Origin of the sequence: Nonlabens sp. Asnod3-A02, assembly GCF_045063755.1 — a bacterium.
Lineage (GTDB): Bacteria > Bacteroidota > Bacteroidia > Flavobacteriales > Flavobacteriaceae > Nonlabens > Nonlabens xylanidelens.
The window spans coordinates 1,183,269-1,201,050 of record NZ_JBEFOC010000007.1 but is presented as its reverse complement, the minus strand read 5'-3'; the positions used below and the strand labels follow the sequence as shown (position 1 = coordinate 1,201,050).

21 protein-coding genes are annotated in these 17,782 nt (G+C 34.1%); 9 read left to right on the top strand and 12 right to left on the bottom strand.

The genetic code is table 11. The features are described 5' to 3' along the window. Nucleotides 1-160 precede the first annotated feature (160 nt). The gene (locus ACJJVN_RS08875) at nucleotides 161-895 is read right to left on the bottom strand and encodes an acyl-CoA desaturase (protein ID WP_104514883.1); all 735 of its coding nucleotides are present in this window, start codon (nucleotides 893-895) and stop codon (nucleotides 161-163) included. Between the two features lie 56 nt (nucleotides 896-951). Beyond that, entirely contained in the window at nucleotides 952-1,524 is a 573-nt protein-coding gene (locus ACJJVN_RS08870; RefSeq protein WP_104514882.1) for a Crp/Fnr family transcriptional regulator, read from the bottom strand. Between the two features lie 277 nt (nucleotides 1,525-1,801). On the opposite strand from ACJJVN_RS08870, the gene ACJJVN_RS08865 reads away from it, so the two are divergent. Further along, nucleotides 1,802-2,827, top strand: coding sequence for a pirin family protein (locus ACJJVN_RS08865; RefSeq protein WP_405377860.1), 1,026 nt, complete (start codon nucleotides 1,802-1,804; stop codon nucleotides 2,825-2,827). A 39-nt stretch (nucleotides 2,828-2,866) separates the two neighbouring features. Here the strand turns inward: ACJJVN_RS08865 and ACJJVN_RS08860 are convergent, their stop codons facing one another. Beyond that, entirely contained in the window at nucleotides 2,867-3,166 is a 300-nt protein-coding gene (locus tag ACJJVN_RS08860) for a hypothetical protein (protein ID WP_405377859.1), read from the bottom strand. A gap of 117 nt (nucleotides 3,167-3,283) precedes the next feature. Then, nucleotides 3,284-4,183 carry an EamA family transporter gene (locus ACJJVN_RS08855; protein WP_405377858.1) on the bottom strand — a complete coding sequence of 300 codons (900 nt, stop codon included), beginning with the start codon at nucleotides 4,181-4,183 and terminating at the stop codon, nucleotides 3,284-3,286. Between the two features lie 152 nt (nucleotides 4,184-4,335). On the opposite strand from ACJJVN_RS08855, the gene ACJJVN_RS08850 reads away from it, so the two are divergent. Further along, entirely contained in the window at nucleotides 4,336-5,166 is an 831-nt protein-coding gene (locus ACJJVN_RS08850; RefSeq protein WP_405377857.1) for a DUF6503 family protein, read from the top strand. A 290-nt stretch (nucleotides 5,167-5,456) separates the two neighbouring features. Next, nucleotides 5,457-5,756, top strand: a complete 300-nt coding sequence (locus ACJJVN_RS08845; protein WP_104514877.1) for a hypothetical protein — start codon at nucleotides 5,457-5,459, stop codon at nucleotides 5,754-5,756. A 40-nt stretch (nucleotides 5,757-5,796) separates the two neighbouring features. On the opposite strand, the gene ACJJVN_RS08840 is transcribed toward ACJJVN_RS08845, so the two are convergent. After that, nucleotides 5,797-6,681 carry an AraC family transcriptional regulator gene (locus tag ACJJVN_RS08840; RefSeq protein WP_104514876.1) on the bottom strand — a complete coding sequence of 295 codons (885 nt, stop codon included), beginning with the start codon at nucleotides 6,679-6,681 and terminating at the stop codon, nucleotides 5,797-5,799. A gap of 160 nt (nucleotides 6,682-6,841) precedes the next feature. On the opposite strand from ACJJVN_RS08840, the gene ACJJVN_RS08835 reads away from it, so the two are divergent. From ACJJVN_RS08835 to ACJJVN_RS08825, 3 genes are all read left to right on the top strand, one after another. Continuing rightward, nucleotides 6,842-7,519 carry an NAD(P)H-dependent oxidoreductase gene (locus ACJJVN_RS08835; protein WP_405377856.1) on the top strand — a complete coding sequence of 226 codons (678 nt, stop codon included), beginning with the start codon at nucleotides 6,842-6,844 and terminating at the stop codon, nucleotides 7,517-7,519. 96 nt (nucleotides 7,520-7,615) lie between these two features. After that, the gene (locus ACJJVN_RS08830; RefSeq protein ID WP_405377855.1) at nucleotides 7,616-8,620 is read left to right on the top strand and encodes an LLM class flavin-dependent oxidoreductase; all 1,005 of its coding nucleotides are present in this window, start codon (nucleotides 7,616-7,618) and stop codon (nucleotides 8,618-8,620) included. Between the two features lie 157 nt (nucleotides 8,621-8,777). Further along, on the top strand, nucleotides 8,778-9,401 hold the full coding sequence (locus ACJJVN_RS08825; protein ID WP_405368553.1) for a MarC family protein: 624 nt from the start codon (nucleotides 8,778-8,780) through the stop codon (nucleotides 9,399-9,401). Between the two features lie 95 nt (nucleotides 9,402-9,496). Here the strand turns inward: ACJJVN_RS08825 and ACJJVN_RS08820 are convergent, their stop codons facing one another. After that, complete coding sequence (locus ACJJVN_RS08820; protein ID WP_405377854.1) at nucleotides 9,497-9,796, bottom strand: hypothetical protein; 300 nt, start codon at nucleotides 9,794-9,796, stop codon at nucleotides 9,497-9,499. Nucleotides 9,797-9,937: 141 nt separating this feature from the next. Here ACJJVN_RS08820 and ACJJVN_RS08815 point away from each other — a divergent pair, with 141 nt between their 5' ends. Continuing rightward, a complete protein-coding gene (locus tag ACJJVN_RS08815; protein ID WP_405377853.1) occupies nucleotides 9,938-10,105 on the top strand; it encodes a hypothetical protein in 168 nt (55 codons plus the stop codon). Here the strand turns inward: ACJJVN_RS08815 and ACJJVN_RS08810 are convergent. From ACJJVN_RS08810 to ACJJVN_RS08785, 6 genes are all read right to left on the bottom strand, one after another. After that, nucleotides 10,102-11,358 carry a mechanosensitive ion channel family protein gene (locus tag ACJJVN_RS08810; protein ID WP_405377852.1) on the bottom strand — a complete coding sequence of 419 codons (1,257 nt, stop codon included), beginning with the start codon at nucleotides 11,356-11,358 and terminating at the stop codon, nucleotides 10,102-10,104. The genes ACJJVN_RS08815 and ACJJVN_RS08810 overlap by 4 nt on opposite strands. A 287-nt stretch (nucleotides 11,359-11,645) precedes the next feature. Beyond that, nucleotides 11,646-12,212, bottom strand: a complete 567-nt coding sequence (locus ACJJVN_RS08805) for a DUF4494 domain-containing protein (protein WP_104514870.1) — start codon at nucleotides 12,210-12,212, stop codon at nucleotides 11,646-11,648. 215 nt (nucleotides 12,213-12,427) lie between these two features. Continuing rightward, complete coding sequence (locus ACJJVN_RS08800; protein WP_405377851.1) at nucleotides 12,428-12,874, bottom strand: TlpA family protein disulfide reductase; 447 nt, start codon at nucleotides 12,872-12,874, stop codon at nucleotides 12,428-12,430. Between the two features lie 207 nt (nucleotides 12,875-13,081). Then, nucleotides 13,082-13,690, bottom strand: coding sequence for a hypothetical protein (locus tag ACJJVN_RS08795; protein ID WP_405377850.1), 609 nt, complete (start codon nucleotides 13,688-13,690; stop codon nucleotides 13,082-13,084). Nucleotides 13,691-13,950: 260 nt separating this feature from the next. Then, nucleotides 13,951-14,586 (bottom strand): thiamine phosphate synthase, encoded by a 636-nt coding sequence (locus ACJJVN_RS08790; RefSeq protein ID WP_405377849.1) that lies wholly within the window; start codon nucleotides 14,584-14,586, stop codon nucleotides 13,951-13,953. A 118-nt stretch (nucleotides 14,587-14,704) separates the two neighbouring features. After that, on the bottom strand, nucleotides 14,705-15,442 hold the full coding sequence (locus ACJJVN_RS08785; RefSeq protein WP_405377848.1) for an NrtR DNA-binding winged helix domain-containing protein: 738 nt from the start codon (nucleotides 15,440-15,442) through the stop codon (nucleotides 14,705-14,707). A gap of 262 nt (nucleotides 15,443-15,704) precedes the next feature. Here ACJJVN_RS08785 and ACJJVN_RS08780 point away from each other — a divergent pair, with 262 nt between their 5' ends. Next, nucleotides 15,705-16,622: a hypothetical protein gene (locus ACJJVN_RS08780; protein WP_405377847.1), complete on the top strand. Its 918-nt coding sequence runs from the start codon at nucleotides 15,705-15,707 to the stop codon at nucleotides 16,620-16,622. Nucleotides 16,623-16,710: 88 nt separating this feature from the next. After that, complete coding sequence (locus tag ACJJVN_RS08775; RefSeq protein WP_405368540.1) at nucleotides 16,711-17,778, top strand: substrate-binding domain-containing protein; 1,068 nt, start codon at nucleotides 16,711-16,713, stop codon at nucleotides 17,776-17,778. The last annotated feature ends 4 nt before the right edge of the window (nucleotides 17,779-17,782 follow it).

Here is a 17,782-nt window from a genome sequence, read left to right as displayed (position 1 = left end):
AAGAGCTTGGTTTTAGTAAGTAAGCAATCACAATTCTGATTAAAGAATTACGTAAATGATCTGGTTGCTCTCGGTCAACTTTAATTTAAGCACAAAATCCCCCTACAGGTTTGGATACCGTAGAGAGGATTCCTCTTCTTAAAAAAAAAAGGGCTGTGCTTTAATGTCCTGTTCTTTTTAATTGAATAATACCTACAGTATTCAGTAATCTAATAATGAGGTAAGTTACATCAATTTCGTACCATTTCACACCAAAATTAGCTCTATTTGCATATTTATGGTGATTATTGTGATATCCTTCACCCATCATTAAGAAATCAAATCTAAAAAGATTTTTACTAGTATTCTTCATTTTAAAGTTAACATAGCCATATATATGACCGAACCAGTTGATAATCACACCATGTATAGGTGCCATCATAAAAGTGATAGGTAATAATAACCACTGCCACCATGCTGTAGCAAAGTATGCAAAGAATAATATGTAAAGCGTGATCCATAACAATCTAGAAAAACGAGAACTTGCAAAAGAGTCAAACGCTTTCCATTGTGGTACATTCTTAGTAAATCTAGCCTCAACTGGAACTCGATTTTTATTAATGTCTTGATACGTAGTCTTTGTTTTCCACATCATCGCAAACATATTATCATCATAAGATGGTGAGTGTGGATCTTTTTCTGTGTCTGTAAAAGCATGATGCATTCTGTGCATGATTCCATATCCATAAGCACTTAGATAACTAGAGCCTTGAAAAATCCATGTAAGTACAAAAGTGATGCGTTCCATGGTTTTAGACATTGTAAAAACTTGATGAGCTGCATATCTATGTAAAAAGAAGGATTGAAAGAAAAGCCCACCGTACCATAGTACCAGTACTAGAAGTATAACTGCCATAATCTATTTTTTTTACAAAGGTAAAAGCAGTTGTGTTCTTAAACTATGAACCTAGATCAAGAAATTCGTTTTCTAATACGGCTCAAAGCCTGTGCGGTTACACCTATATAAGAACTTATATATTTGAGAGGCATAATTCTTAGTAGCTCAGGTCTTTCTTTAAATAGCTTAAGGTAACGTTCTTCTGCTGTGAGGTTTAGTAAATTTTGTTCTCTACTAGATTTAAGTAAGAAAAGACGTTCTGCTGTGAGTCTACCTATTAGATTTCCTATCTGTGTGTTTTTGTAAACGTCTTGTAAATCGTCGTAGGTAATGCTTAAAATACTTGTTTCTGTAAGTGCTTGTAACTGATAAGAAGAAGGCTGTCTGGTAAGAAAAGAATCATAAGCACTCACAAATTGGTTTTTAAAACTAAAGCCAAAAGTGATTTCCTTTTCTGTATCATCCTTAGGTATAAAAAGACGCACCACACCAGATTGAATAAAAGAAATGTGATTTTCTACCTCATTTAAACCCAAAAAAACAGTCTTTTTAGGTATTAATCGATGCGTCAATTTTGAGATAAAGAATTCCCAATCCTTATCTGTAATGTGCGCGATGCCCTCAAGATGTTGTTTAATTTGTTGCATTAAGAATATTAAATCTTATTCCATATCAAAGATAAGAGGATTTCATTAAAACCTCTTTAGAGAGGTAGTATTTTAAGTCTATTTTATTAAGTGTATTTTCTTTCTGGTAAACGGCTAACAATTGATTTTAAATTTAATAATGTTATGTTTCCGCTTTCGCGAAAGCGAATACCACAACAAACCTTCTGTAATTTTATGGATTCTATAAGTGTTTTTTAAATTTCTTTGGCCCATTTTTACGTGTCTTTAATGAAGACGATAAATAATAGAAACGTATATGTCTACTGTAATAAAAAACATTTCACCACTAGGTTTTCCATGGAAAACGAAAGATCCATTCTTATTTTGTGCTCATCACAGAGACTATTATCCGGCAGGTAATGCAGATCTAGGTGTTCCTGAAAGAGAAAAAGCTGGTAGAAATATAGGCAATGATTTTACAATTAAAGACGGTTATAGAATGTACCATGGTAGTAATGTGCCTGGTTTCCCATACCATCCACATCGTGGTTTTGAAACCATAACTATAAATAAAGAAGGTTTTGTAGATCATTCTGACTCATTAGGTGGTGCAGGTCGTTTTGGCGCAGGAGATGTTCAATGGATGACTGCCGGAAAAGGTATATTACACAGTGAGATGTTTCCCTTATTACAAGAAGATAAGGAGAATACACTAGAGATGTTTCAAGTATGGCTCAATTTACCTCGAGCAAGTAAAATGGTGCCGCCACATTTTAAAATGCTGTGGAAAGAGAATATTCCGGCTATTAATTATAGAGATAGTCAGGATAAAATCACAACGGTAGATCTTATTGCTGGAGAGATCAATCAATTGCGTGCTCTAGATCCTACACCAGATTCATGGGCAGCGCATGAAGATAACGAAGTGCTTGTGGTAACTATAAAGATGGAAGCTGGTGCAACTTATACACTGCCCAAAGCAAAATCGAGTACAACTACAAGGACTTTATATTATTATCGTGGGACAGCTATCCATATCGCTGGCACTGCGGTGCATGAAAATCACTCTATAGAAGTAAATGCCGCTGTAGATTTAGAGATAACAAATAGCACATCAGACTCTTATATACTTGTTTTACAGGGTAAACCTATTAATGAACCGGTGGCGCAGCACGGGCCATTTGTCATGAATACACAACAAGAAATAAGAGAAGCCTTTGCAGATTATCAAGAGACACAATTCGGTGGCTGGCCGTGGCCTCAACAAGAGCAAGTACATGATCGAACTAAAGGCAGATTTGCGCTACATAGTGATGGTCGAGAAGAGAGTTTTGAAGAATAAACTCTCAACATAATTAAGAATCTCGCAGTTTCTTTTAAGTTATAAAGCAACGCTAGCATTGCAACTGGAACAGGAGATGGTTTTACCTTTTTTTAAATCTCTCTCGTAAAAGGTAATGGCTGCACCACAATCTGGACATGGAATGACAGACGTTCTTTCCTTTTTAGTTTTGGTAAACTTCTTGAATAGATCTAGTTTCTCTTGATCTAAATCTGTTTTTTCTTCTATGCCTAACTTTACATCACAATTAGAACATGCAAAAGTGGTGCCTTTTAAAAATTCTTCTGTGTTTACAAGTATAGGCGTAGCACAAGAAGGACATGGTATGTTGTTGATCATGTTTTAATAGGTATAAATGTCTGAATTAATGATGCAAATTTACTGAAGTTCTCAGTATTTGCTTAGAAATAATGGTGATGGTGTACGCTTTCGCGAAAGCGGAACTTTTATCTAACTCTAAGAATACAAAATCAAAAACACACCTATCATGATGCCCGCTAGAGGAATCAGTTTTTTGCGTTTGTTCTTTTCTTTAAATAAAATACCTCCCAAAACAACAGCTATGATTATCTGACTGCGTTTTATGGCACTTAATAACATGATCAAAGCCTCTGGATCTTGAAGTGCTTTAAAGTAGAAGTAGTCTGCTGTTTGTAATAGGATTCCTACTGCAGGAATGGTCCAGCGAAATTTGAAAGCTTTTCTTTTACTAGCATATGGAAACCACGTTATGGATAATATAACCAGCAATATTAATATGGTGTAAAAACAGAACCAGAATTGCAACGTTTGCGGATTAAGTAAAAGCCCCTGAATCAGGAATTTATCATATAAACCACTAGATGCACCTAGAAAAGTAGCGCCTATTATGGCAAAAATCCATTTGTTACTTTTAAAATGTATGCCTTCTTTTTTACCTATTTGTGAATACATAATCACCGATAGAATAATCATAAAAAAGCCCAACCACTGCCAGTTGTTAGGTGCTTCTTTATAAATAACAATAGCACCTATAAAGGTGAAAAATGGTCCTGCAGAGCGTATAGGAGTGACTATGGTAAGTGGTAAGTGTTTTAATGCCTGGTAAGCGAGTATCCAGGAAGATGCCATGATCATAGATTTTATAAGTATAAAACCGTGCGTGGTCCATGGAATAGTTTCTATATAAAAACCTAGTTCTCTAGTAATATCTGGATAGAAAATAGAACCTATATAAAACGGTACTATAAAAAGAAACCCAGCTGTTATGGTGCCTAATAACACAGGGAAAACCTCATTTCCTTGTACGGCATGCTTCTTACATAAGTTATGTAAGCCTAAAAATAAAGCGGCCAAAAGACCTAAATACATCCACATGCCGCGAAGATAGTTTTTTGATACAGTTGACCAAATTTAAGATGCATATAGCGGCCTATATTTCTTAGCACAAGTTTAACAGCCTAATAGCTCATTATGTGACAAATAACTTAGTCTTTTGTATTCTTAAATAAATCAAATACATAATATCCATGAAAAAAGTTTTATTCCTACTAGCGGCTATAAGCATTCTTACTAGTTGTAAAGAAGAAAAAGAGGTAAAAGAAATGGTTGAAGCACCTGCTGCAACTACAGAGATGCCAGAAGCACAATCAGAAATCACAACGTTTACTAACAGTATAGAAATAGCACATAAGAAAGAAGCTTTTCTATCTAATGATGCGGTAGCTTATGATTTTACGGTTGCCTTTGGTGGTAATACTTTATTAGATGGTAAAATTACTCAAAAGACAGATGGTTCTATGGTACGCATAGATAACAAAGACGGTAGTGTAATCGTTTTTGATGGTGATAAGGTGTATGCAAGTAATGAAGAGCTAGCTGCAAATCCTATGACAAGATTTCACATTTTCACATGGTCTTATTTCTTTGCAATGCCATATAAATTAAATGATCCAGGTACACAGTGGTCTAGTGAAGAAATGCTTACTTATGGAGATACACAATATCCAACTTCTAGATTATCTTTTGAGAATGGAGTAGGAGACACGTCAGAAGACTGGTATGTGGTATATAAAGATCCTAAAACAAACGTACTTGACGGTGTTGCATACATTGTTAGTTATGGAAAAGGTGTTGAAGCTGCAGAAGAAGAACCTCATTTTGCAAAATATGAAGAACTTACTGTTGTAGATGGTGTGCCATTTGCGTCTAAATGGTCTTTCCGTAACTGGAGTAAAGAAGAAGGTTATACTAATGAGATAGGTGTAGCATCTATTACAAATGTTGAGTTTGTAGAAACTCCAGCTGCATTCTATGCACAACCAGAAAATGGTGTTGTAGTACCTATGCCAGGAGAGTAGTTTTTCCAAAACATATTTTTTAGAAAACGAGAATCTAGTAATAGGTTCTCGTTTTTTTTTAAGTCATTCTATTTTTGTGATGGGAATTTTGTCAATTCTTACTTATTTCTACATACTCAAAGAAGTGTCACAGGTCGTTTTAACAAATTATTAGACGTTGAAAGGTGAATTTTGATGTTTTTTAACTAGTTTTTTGTTAAATGAGGGAAACCGTAAAATGTTCTCAAAAGAATGAAATATTTTTACCTTTTGTTAAACAAAACTTATCTTTAAATTAACTTATTTAATAAATGACTTGGTTTCAAAATCTTAATATTTTCAAGAAACTTACCCTTCTTATCCTACTAATTTTATCTGTGGGTACAGTGTGTGGATATATAGCTCCTTCTTATGAGGGGACTCTTACCTACGGTAAATTAAACCTTATTTCTATAATCATACTTTTTGCTACCGTATTCTGGTCACTAGTTAATACAGGCTTGTTAATGAATAGGTATAAACGTAAGCTGTCTAAGCAATCATTCTGGATATTCCTGAGCATACTTCCATTTCTGTATATGGTTTTTTTAATATTTACAGGAAAATTGTAATTTATTGAAATTTAATAAGATAGATTTTTTTAAAGGTCTTTTAACCAGTACATCGAGCTCGTTTTAACAACATATACTCGCCATTTCTTTTAAATTCTCTTATAGATATACCTGTATAACGTTTAAAGGTTTTTGATAAATGGCTTATGTCTGTAAAACCTAGATCATCTGCTATTTGAGTAAGTGTAAAGTTAGAGTTAAGAAGACGTATCTCTACAAGTTTGAGTTTTGCTTTAATAATATATTCTCTTAAGGACATATTTACTTGTTTTTTAAAATACTCACTAACATAGGTAGGTGACATCATAAATACACTAGCGAGGTGATCAACTTTTAAAAGTTCTGTTTTATCAATGTTCTCATTGATGTAGTTAAGCATTTTTGTGATTCTTTGATCTGTAGTGTTATCTGAAACTTCGCTGTAAGTTCCTTTTTTTATATTTCTTATTAAAATTTCTAGTATACTAGTCATTAAACTAGTTATTAGGTTAATAGAAGTAGATCCATAGTTTCTCGACTCGGCTAGTATAATTTGTACAATACTCTCGAGATGTTTTCTATCTATTTCGTCTTTAATTATATCACCTGGCAACTGATTATAATTAGATAGAATAAAAGATGCTTCTTTAAACCATTCATTTCTATCAATATTAATTTTCCCTATATCCTTGAAAAAGGAATCTGTAAATTTTAAAAAGACAAATGTGGTAGGTTTCTCTACCGTAAAAGAATGGCATTTTAAAGGTGGTAATAGAAACAGGCTGTTTTTATGATAAGGTGAAAGGTTGTAATTAATGCATTGGGTGCCTTCTCCAGATTTTATAAGTACCAGTTCAAAGAAATTATTTTTAACAGGGCGAGGCTTCCATTCTGTTAATTCTATTTCTTGTATTTCAAAAGGTTTATATGTTTCTATAACATTCATTTATCTGGTATTTTGATCAAATTTAATCAATTCCCTCTATGGTTATCTATGATATAGGTAATTAACCTTGATTTGTACCTATATATCCTTTATTAATACCTTAATTAAGCTTGTTGGTACTAATATCTTTGTGCCTGTGTAAATAGCAAATTTTAAATTCATGAACACACCTAACATTTCAAAAGAAGAAATACTCAACGCATTCCGTTATAGACATGCAACAAAAGAATTTGATGCTTCTAAAATAATATCTAATGAAGATATGGAGTTTATTCTTAAAACCGCACAACTATCACCTAGTTCGTTTGGTTTTGAACCATGGCATTTTATAGTTGTCCAAAATAAAGAGCTACGTGAATTATTAAAACCTGTGGCTTGGGGTGCTCCTTTAAAATTAGATACGGCTAGTCATTTTGTTTTAGGACTAAGTATGAAAGCACCTATGATAAAACATGATGCAGATTATATCACACGTATGATGAAAGATGTTAAGCAACTGCCAGAAGATGTGATGGAGATGTATTCTAAGTTTTATAGAGAATTTCAAGAACGTGATTTTAACCTTAATACAGATAAGAAATTATTCGACTGGTCGTCAAAACAGACTTATATCGCATTAGGTAACATGATGACTGCTGCAGCATTGATCGGTATCGATTCTTGTCCTATAGAAGGTTTTCATCAAGAAAAAGCAGAGGCTTTATTACAAGATAAATTTGGTGTAGATATCAATAAATATGGCTTGTCATTTATGACTGCATTCGGTTATAGAAAAGCAGATCCAGAACACCCAAAAACTAGAAGAGAACTAGAAGAAATTGTAAGTTGGAAATCCTAATTTTGCTTATACATCTTATAAGAATGATTTTAGTTTTATAGATACATTACAATATTTCTTTTACTGGATAGTTGATCACTGAGCAACTTATATTTTATGAATACAAAACCTGTTTTATATTCCATTCTAGACCTGGCATTAGTTTCTCAAGGTCATACACTTAAAGAAACCTATAACAATGCTTTGAGACTGGCTCAACATGCAGAATTGTACGGTTATACGCGCTACTGGCTGGCAGAGCATCATAATGCTTCTAATATTGCTAGTAGTGCCACATCTATATTGATAGGGTATGTAGCACAAAGTACCAATACTTTGCGCATAGGTTCTGGAGGTATCATGTTGCCCAATCACTCGCCACTTATCGTTGCAGAGCAATTCGGCACGCTAGCATCTTTATATCCTAATCGTATAGATCTAGGACTGGGTAGAGCACCAGGTACCGATAGAGAAACCGCACAAGCTATACGATCTGATTTCATGCAGGCAGCGCACTCTTTTCCAGCCGAATTAGAAAAAATACAAACTTATTTTTCTAAAGAAAATGCCACTGCGCAAGTAAGAGCTACCGTTGCCGAAGGCGTAGACGTACCTATTTATATACTCGGTTCTAGTACAGACAGTGCACACCTTGCGGCTAGAAAAGGGTTGCCATATGCATTTGCAAGTCATTTTGCTACAACTCATTTAATGGAGGCTATACAGATCTATCGCAATGAGTTTACACCATCACAAGATCTAGAAAAACCTTATGTAATGGCAGGTGTCAACATTATTATAGCAGACACTGACGAAGAAGCAGAAAGAATGTCCACCTCATTAATACGCATGATAGTAGGAATCTTCACTGGTAACCGTGATTATGTACAACCTGGTACAGAGATGAATGATGAATTTAGAGAGTTATTAAAACATCCTCAAGTACATCAAATGTTGAAGTATTCTTTTATAGGTAGTAAGAGTAAAGTTAAAGCACAAGTAAAAGACTTTATTGAAAAAACTGGGGTAGATGAGTTAATTGCTGTCACTAATATTTATGACACAAATGACCGAATAAGATCTTATGAGTTATTTTCAGAAATAATGAAAGAATTGGCTTAAAACTCCTTCTTAAATTGTGGTATCTTCAAGTAAAATAGGTAAATTGAATTGATATCATAAAATGCATTATAAACTCTTAATTGTGTTATAGTTAGCGGTAATATATCTAATATTGCCGCCTCGTATTTACGACATGAAATAATTAAGATTTAATAGTATGGATAACATGATAACCTTTTGTATCACTGTATTTACAGGTTTTTTTGCGATAACTAATCCTATATCTAACATGACCGTTTTTTTATCGCTTACTCAAGGAGCAGATAAAAAAACAAAACTCGACATTAATAGAAGAGCAAACATCATTGCTTTTATTATTGTGACCGTGTTTGTTCTTCTAGGTAAATTTATTTTTGAATTGTTCAACATCAGTATTCCTGCCTTTAAAATTACTGGTGGTATTTTGATATTCTTCATAGGTTTTGACATGCTGCAGTCTAAGCAGTCTAGTGTAAAAAGCATTGATAATGTAAACATAGATGAGAACATAGCCGTATCACCACTTGCTATTCCTATTCTTGCAGGTCCCGGTACTATCGTTACCGCGATGAATTTTGTGTCTAAAGTTGAGATGTTACAAATTATTTTAGTGATCGCTATTTTTGGTTTTATGAGTTTGCTTACTTATTTCACCTTTAAATTGAGTGATCTAATTGTGAGAATAGTAGGAAATAACGTAATATCTGTAATTGGTAAAATTATGGGACTTATTATCGCGATAATAGGTACAGGTATGATTATTCAAGGTATTAAATTATCATTTGACCTTATTAAAAACTAAGTATAGTATAGATAGCTCTAATACGAATGCATAAAAAAAGCTTTCTAACAGTTCTCTGTAGAAAGCTTTTTTTATTTAAAAATTAGGGACGTTTACTATCTAGCAGCGTCATCTCTTTCTAGATTATTATGACGGTCACCGCCCTGACTGTGTAATTTGTTCTCCTCATCATTTAAGGCTGGTGTACCGTTGCTTTTTTGGGCTGCAGTTCTACCAGGTATATCTAGATCACCACCTGTAAAATCTACTTTTTCTTTTCTATCGATGAGTTGCTGGTCTGCATTATTATCGCTGTGCAAGTTAGCATTGTCCTGATTTAATAGATCTTTATCGTGCTGCGTTATTTCTGGATTGTAGGTTAATTCTTTTTCTGTTTTTGTGGTTTCCTTTTTCATAATATCTTGTCTTTTCTTAAAGATAGGCAACAAGAACGCCGTAAGAATACCGTTTAACAATATCTCAACATGGGTTTATCATAACTTTTATAATAAGAGGTCTATTATGTTAAAATAAGCTTATAGCAAGATATTAGTGGCGTGCTGACAAGTAAATTATGGAAAAGGAGTGATGCTAGAAGTAAGAATCTATACAGCCATCATTTTAAGAATTATCAAAATGATGTAATAAAGTCTAGGTGTGGGAATGTAAATTCCGCTTTCGCGAAAGCGGAACACACAAAAATCTATATGCTATACTGTAATTAAGAAAGCGGTTTGAGATTCTTAAAACTAGAATTACTCGGTTCTTCAAAGAGTTCTAGATTAAAATAAGGAACAGCTGCAATGGTATGGTCAAAGATGTCTGCCATGATGTATTCATAGTTTTCCCATCTCTTATCACTACTGAAGGCATAGATCTCTAGCGGCATGCCCTGACTAGTAGGAGCGAGCTGTCGCACCATAATCATCATGTCTTTATTGATACCAGAATGGTTCTCAATATAGGTCTCTATGTATTTTCTAAAAACGCCTATGTTAGTCATATTACGTCCATTCAAGGGAAGTTCTTTATTGATATTATTTTTCTCATTATAGCTATCGATAGCTGCCTGGCGCTTTTCTACATAGCTAGAAATGAGGTCGATTTTTTTTAAGGTATCTACTTCATCTTTAGATAGATAAGTGATGCTATCTAACTTAATGTTTAAGGCTCTTTTTATACGTCTACCAGGAGAGTTTTCCATGCCTCGCCAGTTTTTAAACGAGTCAGATATGAGCGCATAAGTAGGAATAGTAGTAATGGTTTTATCAAAGTTTTGCACCTTTACCGTAGATAGATTAATCTCTACCACCGTACCGTCTGCACCGTATTTTTCAAAAGTAATCCAGTCGCTTATACGCACCATATCATTAATAGAAACCTGTATACTGGCTACAAAACCTAATATCGTATCTCTAAAAACAAGTATGATTATAGCAGACGCCGCACCCAGTGTGGTCATGAATTTTATGAATTCTATACCAGTGATAATCGCAAAAGCAGAAAATATACCGATTACCCAAGCAAAAATCATAAATACCTGTATGTAGCTATCTATAGGTTTATCCTTTAATCTAGATAGTGTTTTAAAATAATCCTTGAGTGCACTCAATAAACTACGTGCAATCCATAGGGTAAGAATTATGGCAAAAACCTTAAAACCCTTTTCTACCATATTCTCAAAATATGGAAAATCGGCAAAGACTACTGGTATAAACTCTAGACCAAGAATAAGCGGTATAATGTGCGCCACATTTTTGGGTACTTTGTTAGTAACCAAGAAATTATCAAACTTTGTTTTAGTCTTAATTGTAAACTGGGTAAACAGATTTACAATAATTCTTTTCACTATATAATCTACGAGTAATGCTACTATCAATAAAGCGATAAGTAGCGCGATCATATTGATATATCTAGCATAAGTGACCGACATGCCCATCTCAATTAGATAATCGTATAAAAAGTGTTTTGCATACATAATAAGGCTGTTTTTAATAATTCTAGCGTAGGGTATAAAAACGCTAAAACCTCAAAGAGTGTACAAAATTAGGCATCATAAAATAGATAGCACATTCTTTAACAAGGTTATTTATAGCGACTCTATTAAATCACGATTATCTTATCCTGATAATGGAGTGTTTAAGATCTAATTACATAAAAAAAATCCCTTAAAAATGATTCTTTCATTTCTAAGGGATTTTAAACATCAGTAATTTATATAATACTGTAATTACATATGTGGTATACTATTTTAAATAGAATAAGTTATTCCTCTTCGGCAGCAGCGAGAACATCATCATGGTCCAGTTGTGCATCGATAATTCCTACCGGTTCTGGAGTAGAATCTTTTAATGCGACAAAAGCCTTTAAACGCTCCATATCATTCTCTTCTCCAGTAAAATATGGAAATACATCCATAATAGGCGATTCTGAAATTGCAGGAATCGTGTATTCTCCCATCGTGTCTGCCATCGTGCTTACCGTGTTGTCATAAGCCTCTTTTACATCGTTAGCTTGCACTAGTAAATATAAATTAGTCTTACGTTCCTTGCCGCTTTCTTCGTCAAAGGCGATAAGAGACACACGCGACTTGAACCATCTATCCGTATTCTCAAAAGGGTGGATCTCTGCAAAGTTTGCCACCTTAATATTAGTAATCTTAATCTCTTCACTCTCTGGCAGGTAAGCCGCCATTTCATGAGTGATTCTACTCTCAGCCTCTGTATAAGAAATCGCATCTACTAGAAACGGTTCTGTCTTTATCTTTTGTGTTCCTGACGCTTCATCAAATTTTCTATATTTCACTTTACATTCGTACCAGGTTGCGCTCATCTTTTTTGTTTTTATGGGTGCCAAATATACCCTAGCACAACAACCCAAATCTTTAAAAAACCGAATAGATATTCACAAATTGAATCAAGTCCCTTTAGGTCGTTTGCTTCTAGCAGTTTAGAGATTTTAAAATTTTAAAAGTTCTTTGTTCTCTACAGTTCCGCTTTCGCGAAAGAGGGAAAAATATCTGGCTTTATTGCGGGAAACCGTAAGGGTTAACCCACCAAACTCTCCAATGCATAAAACAAACGGTTCTTAGCGTTATCCTGTGATCCAAATACAGAACGGAACAAATCACCAGTTTTGGTAATTAATAACCACTGTGGTGTGCCTTCTGCTTTAAACTGGTCGTAGACTTTGTGGTGTTGGTCTATGTAAATAGGGAAGGGAATCTGGCCGGTGGTAAATATGCTTTTTATGTTTTCTTTGTTTCCCTCGCGTTTTTTAAAATCGCTGTGTATAGCGGCTACTTGTATACTGGGATATTGCAGTTGAAACTCATAGGCGAGTGGTATGGCGCGACCTGTGCAGCCTAGACAGTCATTGTTATAGATAAGTAATAACTGCACTTGGTTTTTGTGCTCTTGCATGAGATCTACCACGTTACCATCGAGATCTTTTACTACTATAGTGTCTATACTAATGGGTAAGGTGTCGCTCATTTTTATGGTACTTTGCTGGTTATATAAGATCTACTATCTAGTGTATAGATTGCTTTTTTTCTACTCGCGTTACCGATTGCAACGGCATCCTTTTGTTTTTCTTTTTAAAACAAAAGATATAGTGGAAAGCGGGACCCTTTTTAGGGAAACGCCCATAGAAATATAGGGGTTCTATTGCTTTAAGTAAATGGAAAAAGGGGGACTGGTTTACTTATTAAAGAGTTGTTTAATAGATTTAAGTAATTGGTCTTTTATTTTATCTAAAGATTTTGGGTCTGTTGCGGTAACGCTGGTGGTTGCAATGGGAGCATTTTGTGACGGTTCATTAATATCATAAACCGCAGCTTCTATGACATAGGTAGTTACTTGTTTTGTGTCGTACTCTGGCTCATCGTCATTATAACGCTCTAGACTTAATGTATGTAAACCGTTCATGTAATTGTGTAGTGATTTACTCATTACGGTATCTACGGTCTGTGATTTTTTTGTCGCAAAAAGAATTTTACTGATTTGTTTTTCTTTGCAGTCTTCTACAAAGGCAGCTATTTCTTCTTGGGTTCTTACTTCTTTATAGACGATGTCTGGAAAGATATCGTGCATTTTATAGGTAAAAATGCCTTCTTTGATTAGAATTTGGGCGGTTTGGTCTTCAAATTCTTTTTGCAGTTTCTGGTCATCGGTATTAGCATATACTAATATCTTATCGATGGTCTGGTTGTCAAAACCGTCTGATTTCCATGAGGCAGTGGTCATTTTTGAGGTAGAACAACTGGCGCAAAGTATCAGGATGCCTATAATAAAAATACTATTTTTCATAAGATCTGCTTTTAAGGTAAAATCATAAAACCCAACGGATTTCATCTTCTATTCAAAGTTAATGGATACGGCTGTTTTAATGGGTATAAAATGAAATAAATGAAGTGCACATTTAATGAGTTACTGATTATTACTTAATAGTAAAAATAGTAAGTCATTAAATGGGTAGTCATTACTAGGCAGGTTATTAACTACCTTATTCTATACATAGAAGGTATTACCTTTTTAAAACTATGTTGTGTACTTTGAGTATGAAGTAATTATTTAAAAGAATGGCGCATTTCCTCTACCACAGATGCTCCTAAGAGTTGGTTGAATTTTTTAATGCTGTTAAAATCGGCATGTAAACCTTGTGCAACTAATAATCCAGAGACTCCTGTCTCAAGTATATCGTTTACATCTTCTGTGGTGACGTTACCGTAACCTAGAATAGGAGTAGAGGTTTCTAATGCGTCTACTATTGCAGTATACCCATTTATTCCTAAAGGTGTTATAGTAGAGTCGTTTATAGCTTTATATGGTCCTAATGCGATGTAATCTACATCTTTAGATATAAGGTTTTCACAGTCTTGCAAGGTATGCGCTGTAGCGCCTATCGTTTGCCATGTATAGAGATGTTTTCTAGCATGTTCAATGCTGTGGTCTTGAGGTTCTAGAAAAATACCGTCTGCCTTAATCTCGTGTGCAATTTTATAATGGGTCTTTATGACTAGCCTGGTTTGAAAATGTGCGGTTATTTTTATAACCTCTTCGGCCAGGTTCAAATGATCTTTTACAGGTATGTGATCTAAGTCCAGTTGTACTAATTCTACACCACAGCTACATGCTTTTTGAATGTTTTGTAGGTGGTCTATGGTAGAACTGGCTTGAGAACGGTAATGTAGTTTGGGGATCATTATGGGCTGTTTAGTGCTTATTTGGAATAAACAAAAATAAAAGATTTACAGCGCCCTTATATTTTTAAAAGTTAAAAGATTAAATAAATGATAACAAAAGCGTGTTAATAACTCGTTTTTAAATGCTGATCAAGTAATTTTTTTCAAATACCTTATCATAGACATCTTTACTGAACATGTAAAGTTGAGCTGGTTTTTTAGAAACACCTACTTGTTTTTCATCTAGTGCGATAATGTACTTTTTATTGATGAGTTTTCTTCTGAAATTACGGTTGTCTATTTCTATACCTAATATAGACTGGTAGAGGTCTTGTACCTCGTTGATAGTAAATTTATCTGGTAATAATTTAAAGATAATAGGCTCTGACAGGCATTTTACTTTAAGGTCTTTATAGGCTTCTAGAATTATCTTTTCATGGTCAAAACCTAGTTCTGGCAATGCTGTAACAGGAAACCAGTTAGCACTGTTAATGTTGTTATCTAGATCTACATCTTCAGTTTTTAATAGAAAATAATAGGCTATGGTTATAGTTCTAGAGTTAAAACCTTCGTTTTCTATCCATAACAAGTCTTTCTTACTAGTTAAACGATCTGGATTACCAAATGCTTTAAATTGCTTTTTATACTGGTCTGTAAGTCCAGTTAATTCTTTAAGAACACGTGTTGCGGTCTGGTCGAGTGTCTCTTCTTTATGTACATGGTAACCGGTAAGAACATGATCGTTTACAAGAACCTCTTGTGTAGTTTTTGATTCTAGATAACGCTTAATCAATAAGACGTTTAATGATTTTGCATTTATATCATAGCCGAAAACAACACAATCTACCGATATGTTATCTATTTTTTTTGGGTTCATATTCTTAAGTTATTTATAAGACTAAGTGATTGCAATATATACATTATCTTTTTTGAAACACTATTAAACGTCATTTAAACGGTAATTTTTTATTTACGATTTTGTCATTTTACGCTCTGTTTTATCAATATAACGCAGTTATGTGATAAAATACTATACAAATATTTAAATATTATAGTGTTTAATCCATTTATTGTAATACATTTGAAAAACAAACGTAAAAAAGACGTTTATAAAACATGTCTCATTAAAAAGCTTAATTATGTTAGATAATAATCAATTGATGGAAACGAAAGCGTGTAAAAAACAATCCTTTTATAAAAGGTCTTTTATTCTAGTTTCTATAAGCATGATGTTGTTTGCAGGAGGGTTTAATGTACAAGCACAAGATGTTACTACCGTAGAGAATGAAGTGGTAGAAAAAGAAATGAGTACGGTAGATAATGAGATGGACAGTTATGAACCTTTTAGTATAAGTGGTCATTTAAAGAACATGCATACCTGGCATGGATTTGTCGTACATCCAGGTGCGCTGTTTGCTACGAGTCTAGAATACAATACTAGAAATAAGAAATTTACATTTGGTGTTTGGGGTGGAGCGAGTTTTTCTTCTGTAGATGTAGAGAACATTACTACTGGAGAGAATGAAAGTGCTTATTATAGAGAATTTTCTATTTATACCAAATACCGTTTTTCTGATCGGTTTTTTATAGAGGCTGTTTCTCATAATAACTATACTGGTGTAGAAGAACGTGGTGATGAATTAAGTTACTGGAGTTATGATAGAACGCAAGGGTACAACTTTGTAGATGTCAACTTCGGTTATAATGTAACTCCTAATACCTTATTATATCTAGCCACTATTATAAATGGTGGTTCTGGAGATTTTGAGATAGAAGAAGATGGTAATTTAAAGAACTCGTGGACGCAATACTTTGAGGTAAGTAGTAAAGTATGGCAAAATGAGACAGCTGACTTATCTGTTTTTGCTGGTGGTGCCTGGTCTTTCTTTACAGATAAAACATTCTACACAGAGAGTTCTGGTAATATTATTAATGTAGGAGCAACCTACAGCAAGAGGTTTTCTGTACTAGAATATCAAGTGCCTGTGGCAGTAACAGCTATGTGGAATCCTGAGCAAGAAAGAACTGTTTTACAACTGGATATCACGCTGTTTTAAAGTGTGAAATAGTCCTTATATTTATAGTAATAAAATGAAAATCATTAATTTATACTAAGAATTTATTATTTATTCAAATATTTAAATCATGAAAAATATAAACTTAAAGTCTGCTTTTAAGAGCTTGTTTTTACCAGCAGTATTGGTCGTTTTTTGTACGACTTTTTCTAGCTGTGTAGAACATCTAGATGCAGGTACCACAACAGATTCAAGTAGTCAGGAATCTACAGGAGATATTTTTGATAGTGAGCTGGATCTAACAGGTAAGAAAATAGGCTATTGTACACCATCTTTAAATGCTCCATATTATCAGGCGTTGTTACAAAGTATTAAATCTACTACAGAGAAGAATGGAATGATATTCTTATCTGCCGACGGTCAGGACGATATTACTAAACAAATAGCTGCTGTCGAAGATCTTATTACCAAAGGTGTAGACGCTTTGTTGTTAAACCCAAAAGATCCTGATGCACTGGTAGGTATCACTAACATCGCTACTAAAGCTGGAATACCTGTGTTTATTATAGATAGTTCTATAGACGATAGCGCAAACGTTGTAACTACCATACAATCCAATAATCTAGCAAATGGTGAACTGGCTGGAGAGTGGCTGGCAAAGGAAATGAGAAATAAAGAAATGAACATTGCTTTATTGAGTGGTAACGCTGGTAACCCAGTAGGGAGAACACGTAAACAAGGCTTGTTACAAGGTATTACAGAAGAGCAACTGAGAACACAAGGTAAAATAGATCTTAATATAAAGACACAAGCTTATACAGAATGGTCTTATGCAGGTGGTTTAAAAGCTATGGAAGACATTCTCGTTGCTCATCCAGATGTAAACGTAGTAATAACAGAATCAGATGTTTGTGTTCTAGGTGCCATAAAAGCTATAGCCCAAGCAGGTAAAACAGATGATATTCTAATAGTTGCTGGTGCAGATGGTCAGAAAGAAGCCATTAAATACATCATGGAAACGGACTTTTATGGTTGTACAGCTATGAATAGTCCAGTTCAAATAGGTATCAACTCTGTAAAATACGCAATGGAATACATGAACGGTAAAAGAGATTTCCCTAAAAAATCTTTTACTGTTCCATTGCTCATTACCAAAGAAAATGCAGCGCAGTACTATAATCCCAATGCATTATTTTAATGTC

Excerpts from the sequence above, each read along its gene's own strand:
- ACJJVN_RS08875 (WP_104514883.1), bottom strand. The coding sequence starts at position 895 with ATGGCAGTTATACTTCTAGTACTGGTACTATGGTACGGTGGGCTTTTC.
- ACJJVN_RS08870 (WP_104514882.1), bottom strand. The coding sequence starts at position 1,524 with ATGCAACAAATTAAACAACATCTTGAGGGCATCGCGCACATTACAGAT.
- ACJJVN_RS08865 (WP_405377860.1), top strand. The coding sequence starts at position 1,802 with ATGTCTACTGTAATAAAAAACATTTCACCACTAGGTTTTCCATGGAAA.
- ACJJVN_RS08860 (WP_405377859.1), bottom strand. The coding sequence starts at position 3,166 with ATGATCAACAACATACCATGTCCTTCTTGTGCTACGCCTATACTTGTA.
- ACJJVN_RS08855 (WP_405377858.1), bottom strand. The coding sequence starts at position 4,183 with ATGTGGATGTATTTAGGTCTTTTGGCCGCTTTATTTTTAGGCTTACAT.
- ACJJVN_RS08850 (WP_405377857.1), top strand. The coding sequence starts at position 4,336 with ATGAAAAAAGTTTTATTCCTACTAGCGGCTATAAGCATTCTTACTAGT.
- ACJJVN_RS08845 (WP_104514877.1), top strand. The coding sequence starts at position 5,457 with ATGACTTGGTTTCAAAATCTTAATATTTTCAAGAAACTTACCCTTCTT.
- ACJJVN_RS08840 (WP_104514876.1), bottom strand. The coding sequence starts at position 6,681 with ATGAATGTTATAGAAACATATAAACCTTTTGAAATACAAGAAATAGAA.
- ACJJVN_RS08835 (WP_405377856.1), top strand. The coding sequence starts at position 6,842 with ATGAACACACCTAACATTTCAAAAGAAGAAATACTCAACGCATTCCGT.
- ACJJVN_RS08830 (WP_405377855.1), top strand. The coding sequence starts at position 7,616 with ATGAATACAAAACCTGTTTTATATTCCATTCTAGACCTGGCATTAGTT.
- ACJJVN_RS08825 (WP_405368553.1), top strand. The coding sequence starts at position 8,778 with ATGGATAACATGATAACCTTTTGTATCACTGTATTTACAGGTTTTTTT.
- ACJJVN_RS08820 (WP_405377854.1), bottom strand. The coding sequence starts at position 9,796 with ATGAAAAAGGAAACCACAAAAACAGAAAAAGAATTAACCTACAATCCA.
- ACJJVN_RS08810 (WP_405377852.1), bottom strand. The coding sequence starts at position 11,358 with ATGTATGCAAAACACTTTTTATACGATTATCTAATTGAGATGGGCATG.
- ACJJVN_RS08805 (WP_104514870.1), bottom strand. The coding sequence starts at position 12,212 with ATGAGCGCAACCTGGTACGAATGTAAAGTGAAATATAGAAAATTTGAT.
- ACJJVN_RS08800 (WP_405377851.1), bottom strand. The coding sequence starts at position 12,874 with ATGAGCGACACCTTACCCATTAGTATAGACACTATAGTAGTAAAAGAT.
- ACJJVN_RS08795 (WP_405377850.1), bottom strand. The coding sequence starts at position 13,690 with ATGAAAAATAGTATTTTTATTATAGGCATCCTGATACTTTGCGCCAGT.
- ACJJVN_RS08790 (WP_405377849.1), bottom strand. The coding sequence starts at position 14,586 with ATGATCCCCAAACTACATTACCGTTCTCAAGCCAGTTCTACCATAGAC.
- ACJJVN_RS08785 (WP_405377848.1), bottom strand. The coding sequence starts at position 15,442 with ATGAACCCAAAAAAAATAGATAACATATCGGTAGATTGTGTTGTTTTC.
- ACJJVN_RS08780 (WP_405377847.1), top strand. The coding sequence starts at position 15,705 with ATGTTAGATAATAATCAATTGATGGAAACGAAAGCGTGTAAAAAACAA.
- ACJJVN_RS08775 (WP_405368540.1), top strand. The coding sequence starts at position 16,711 with ATGAAAAATATAAACTTAAAGTCTGCTTTTAAGAGCTTGTTTTTACCA.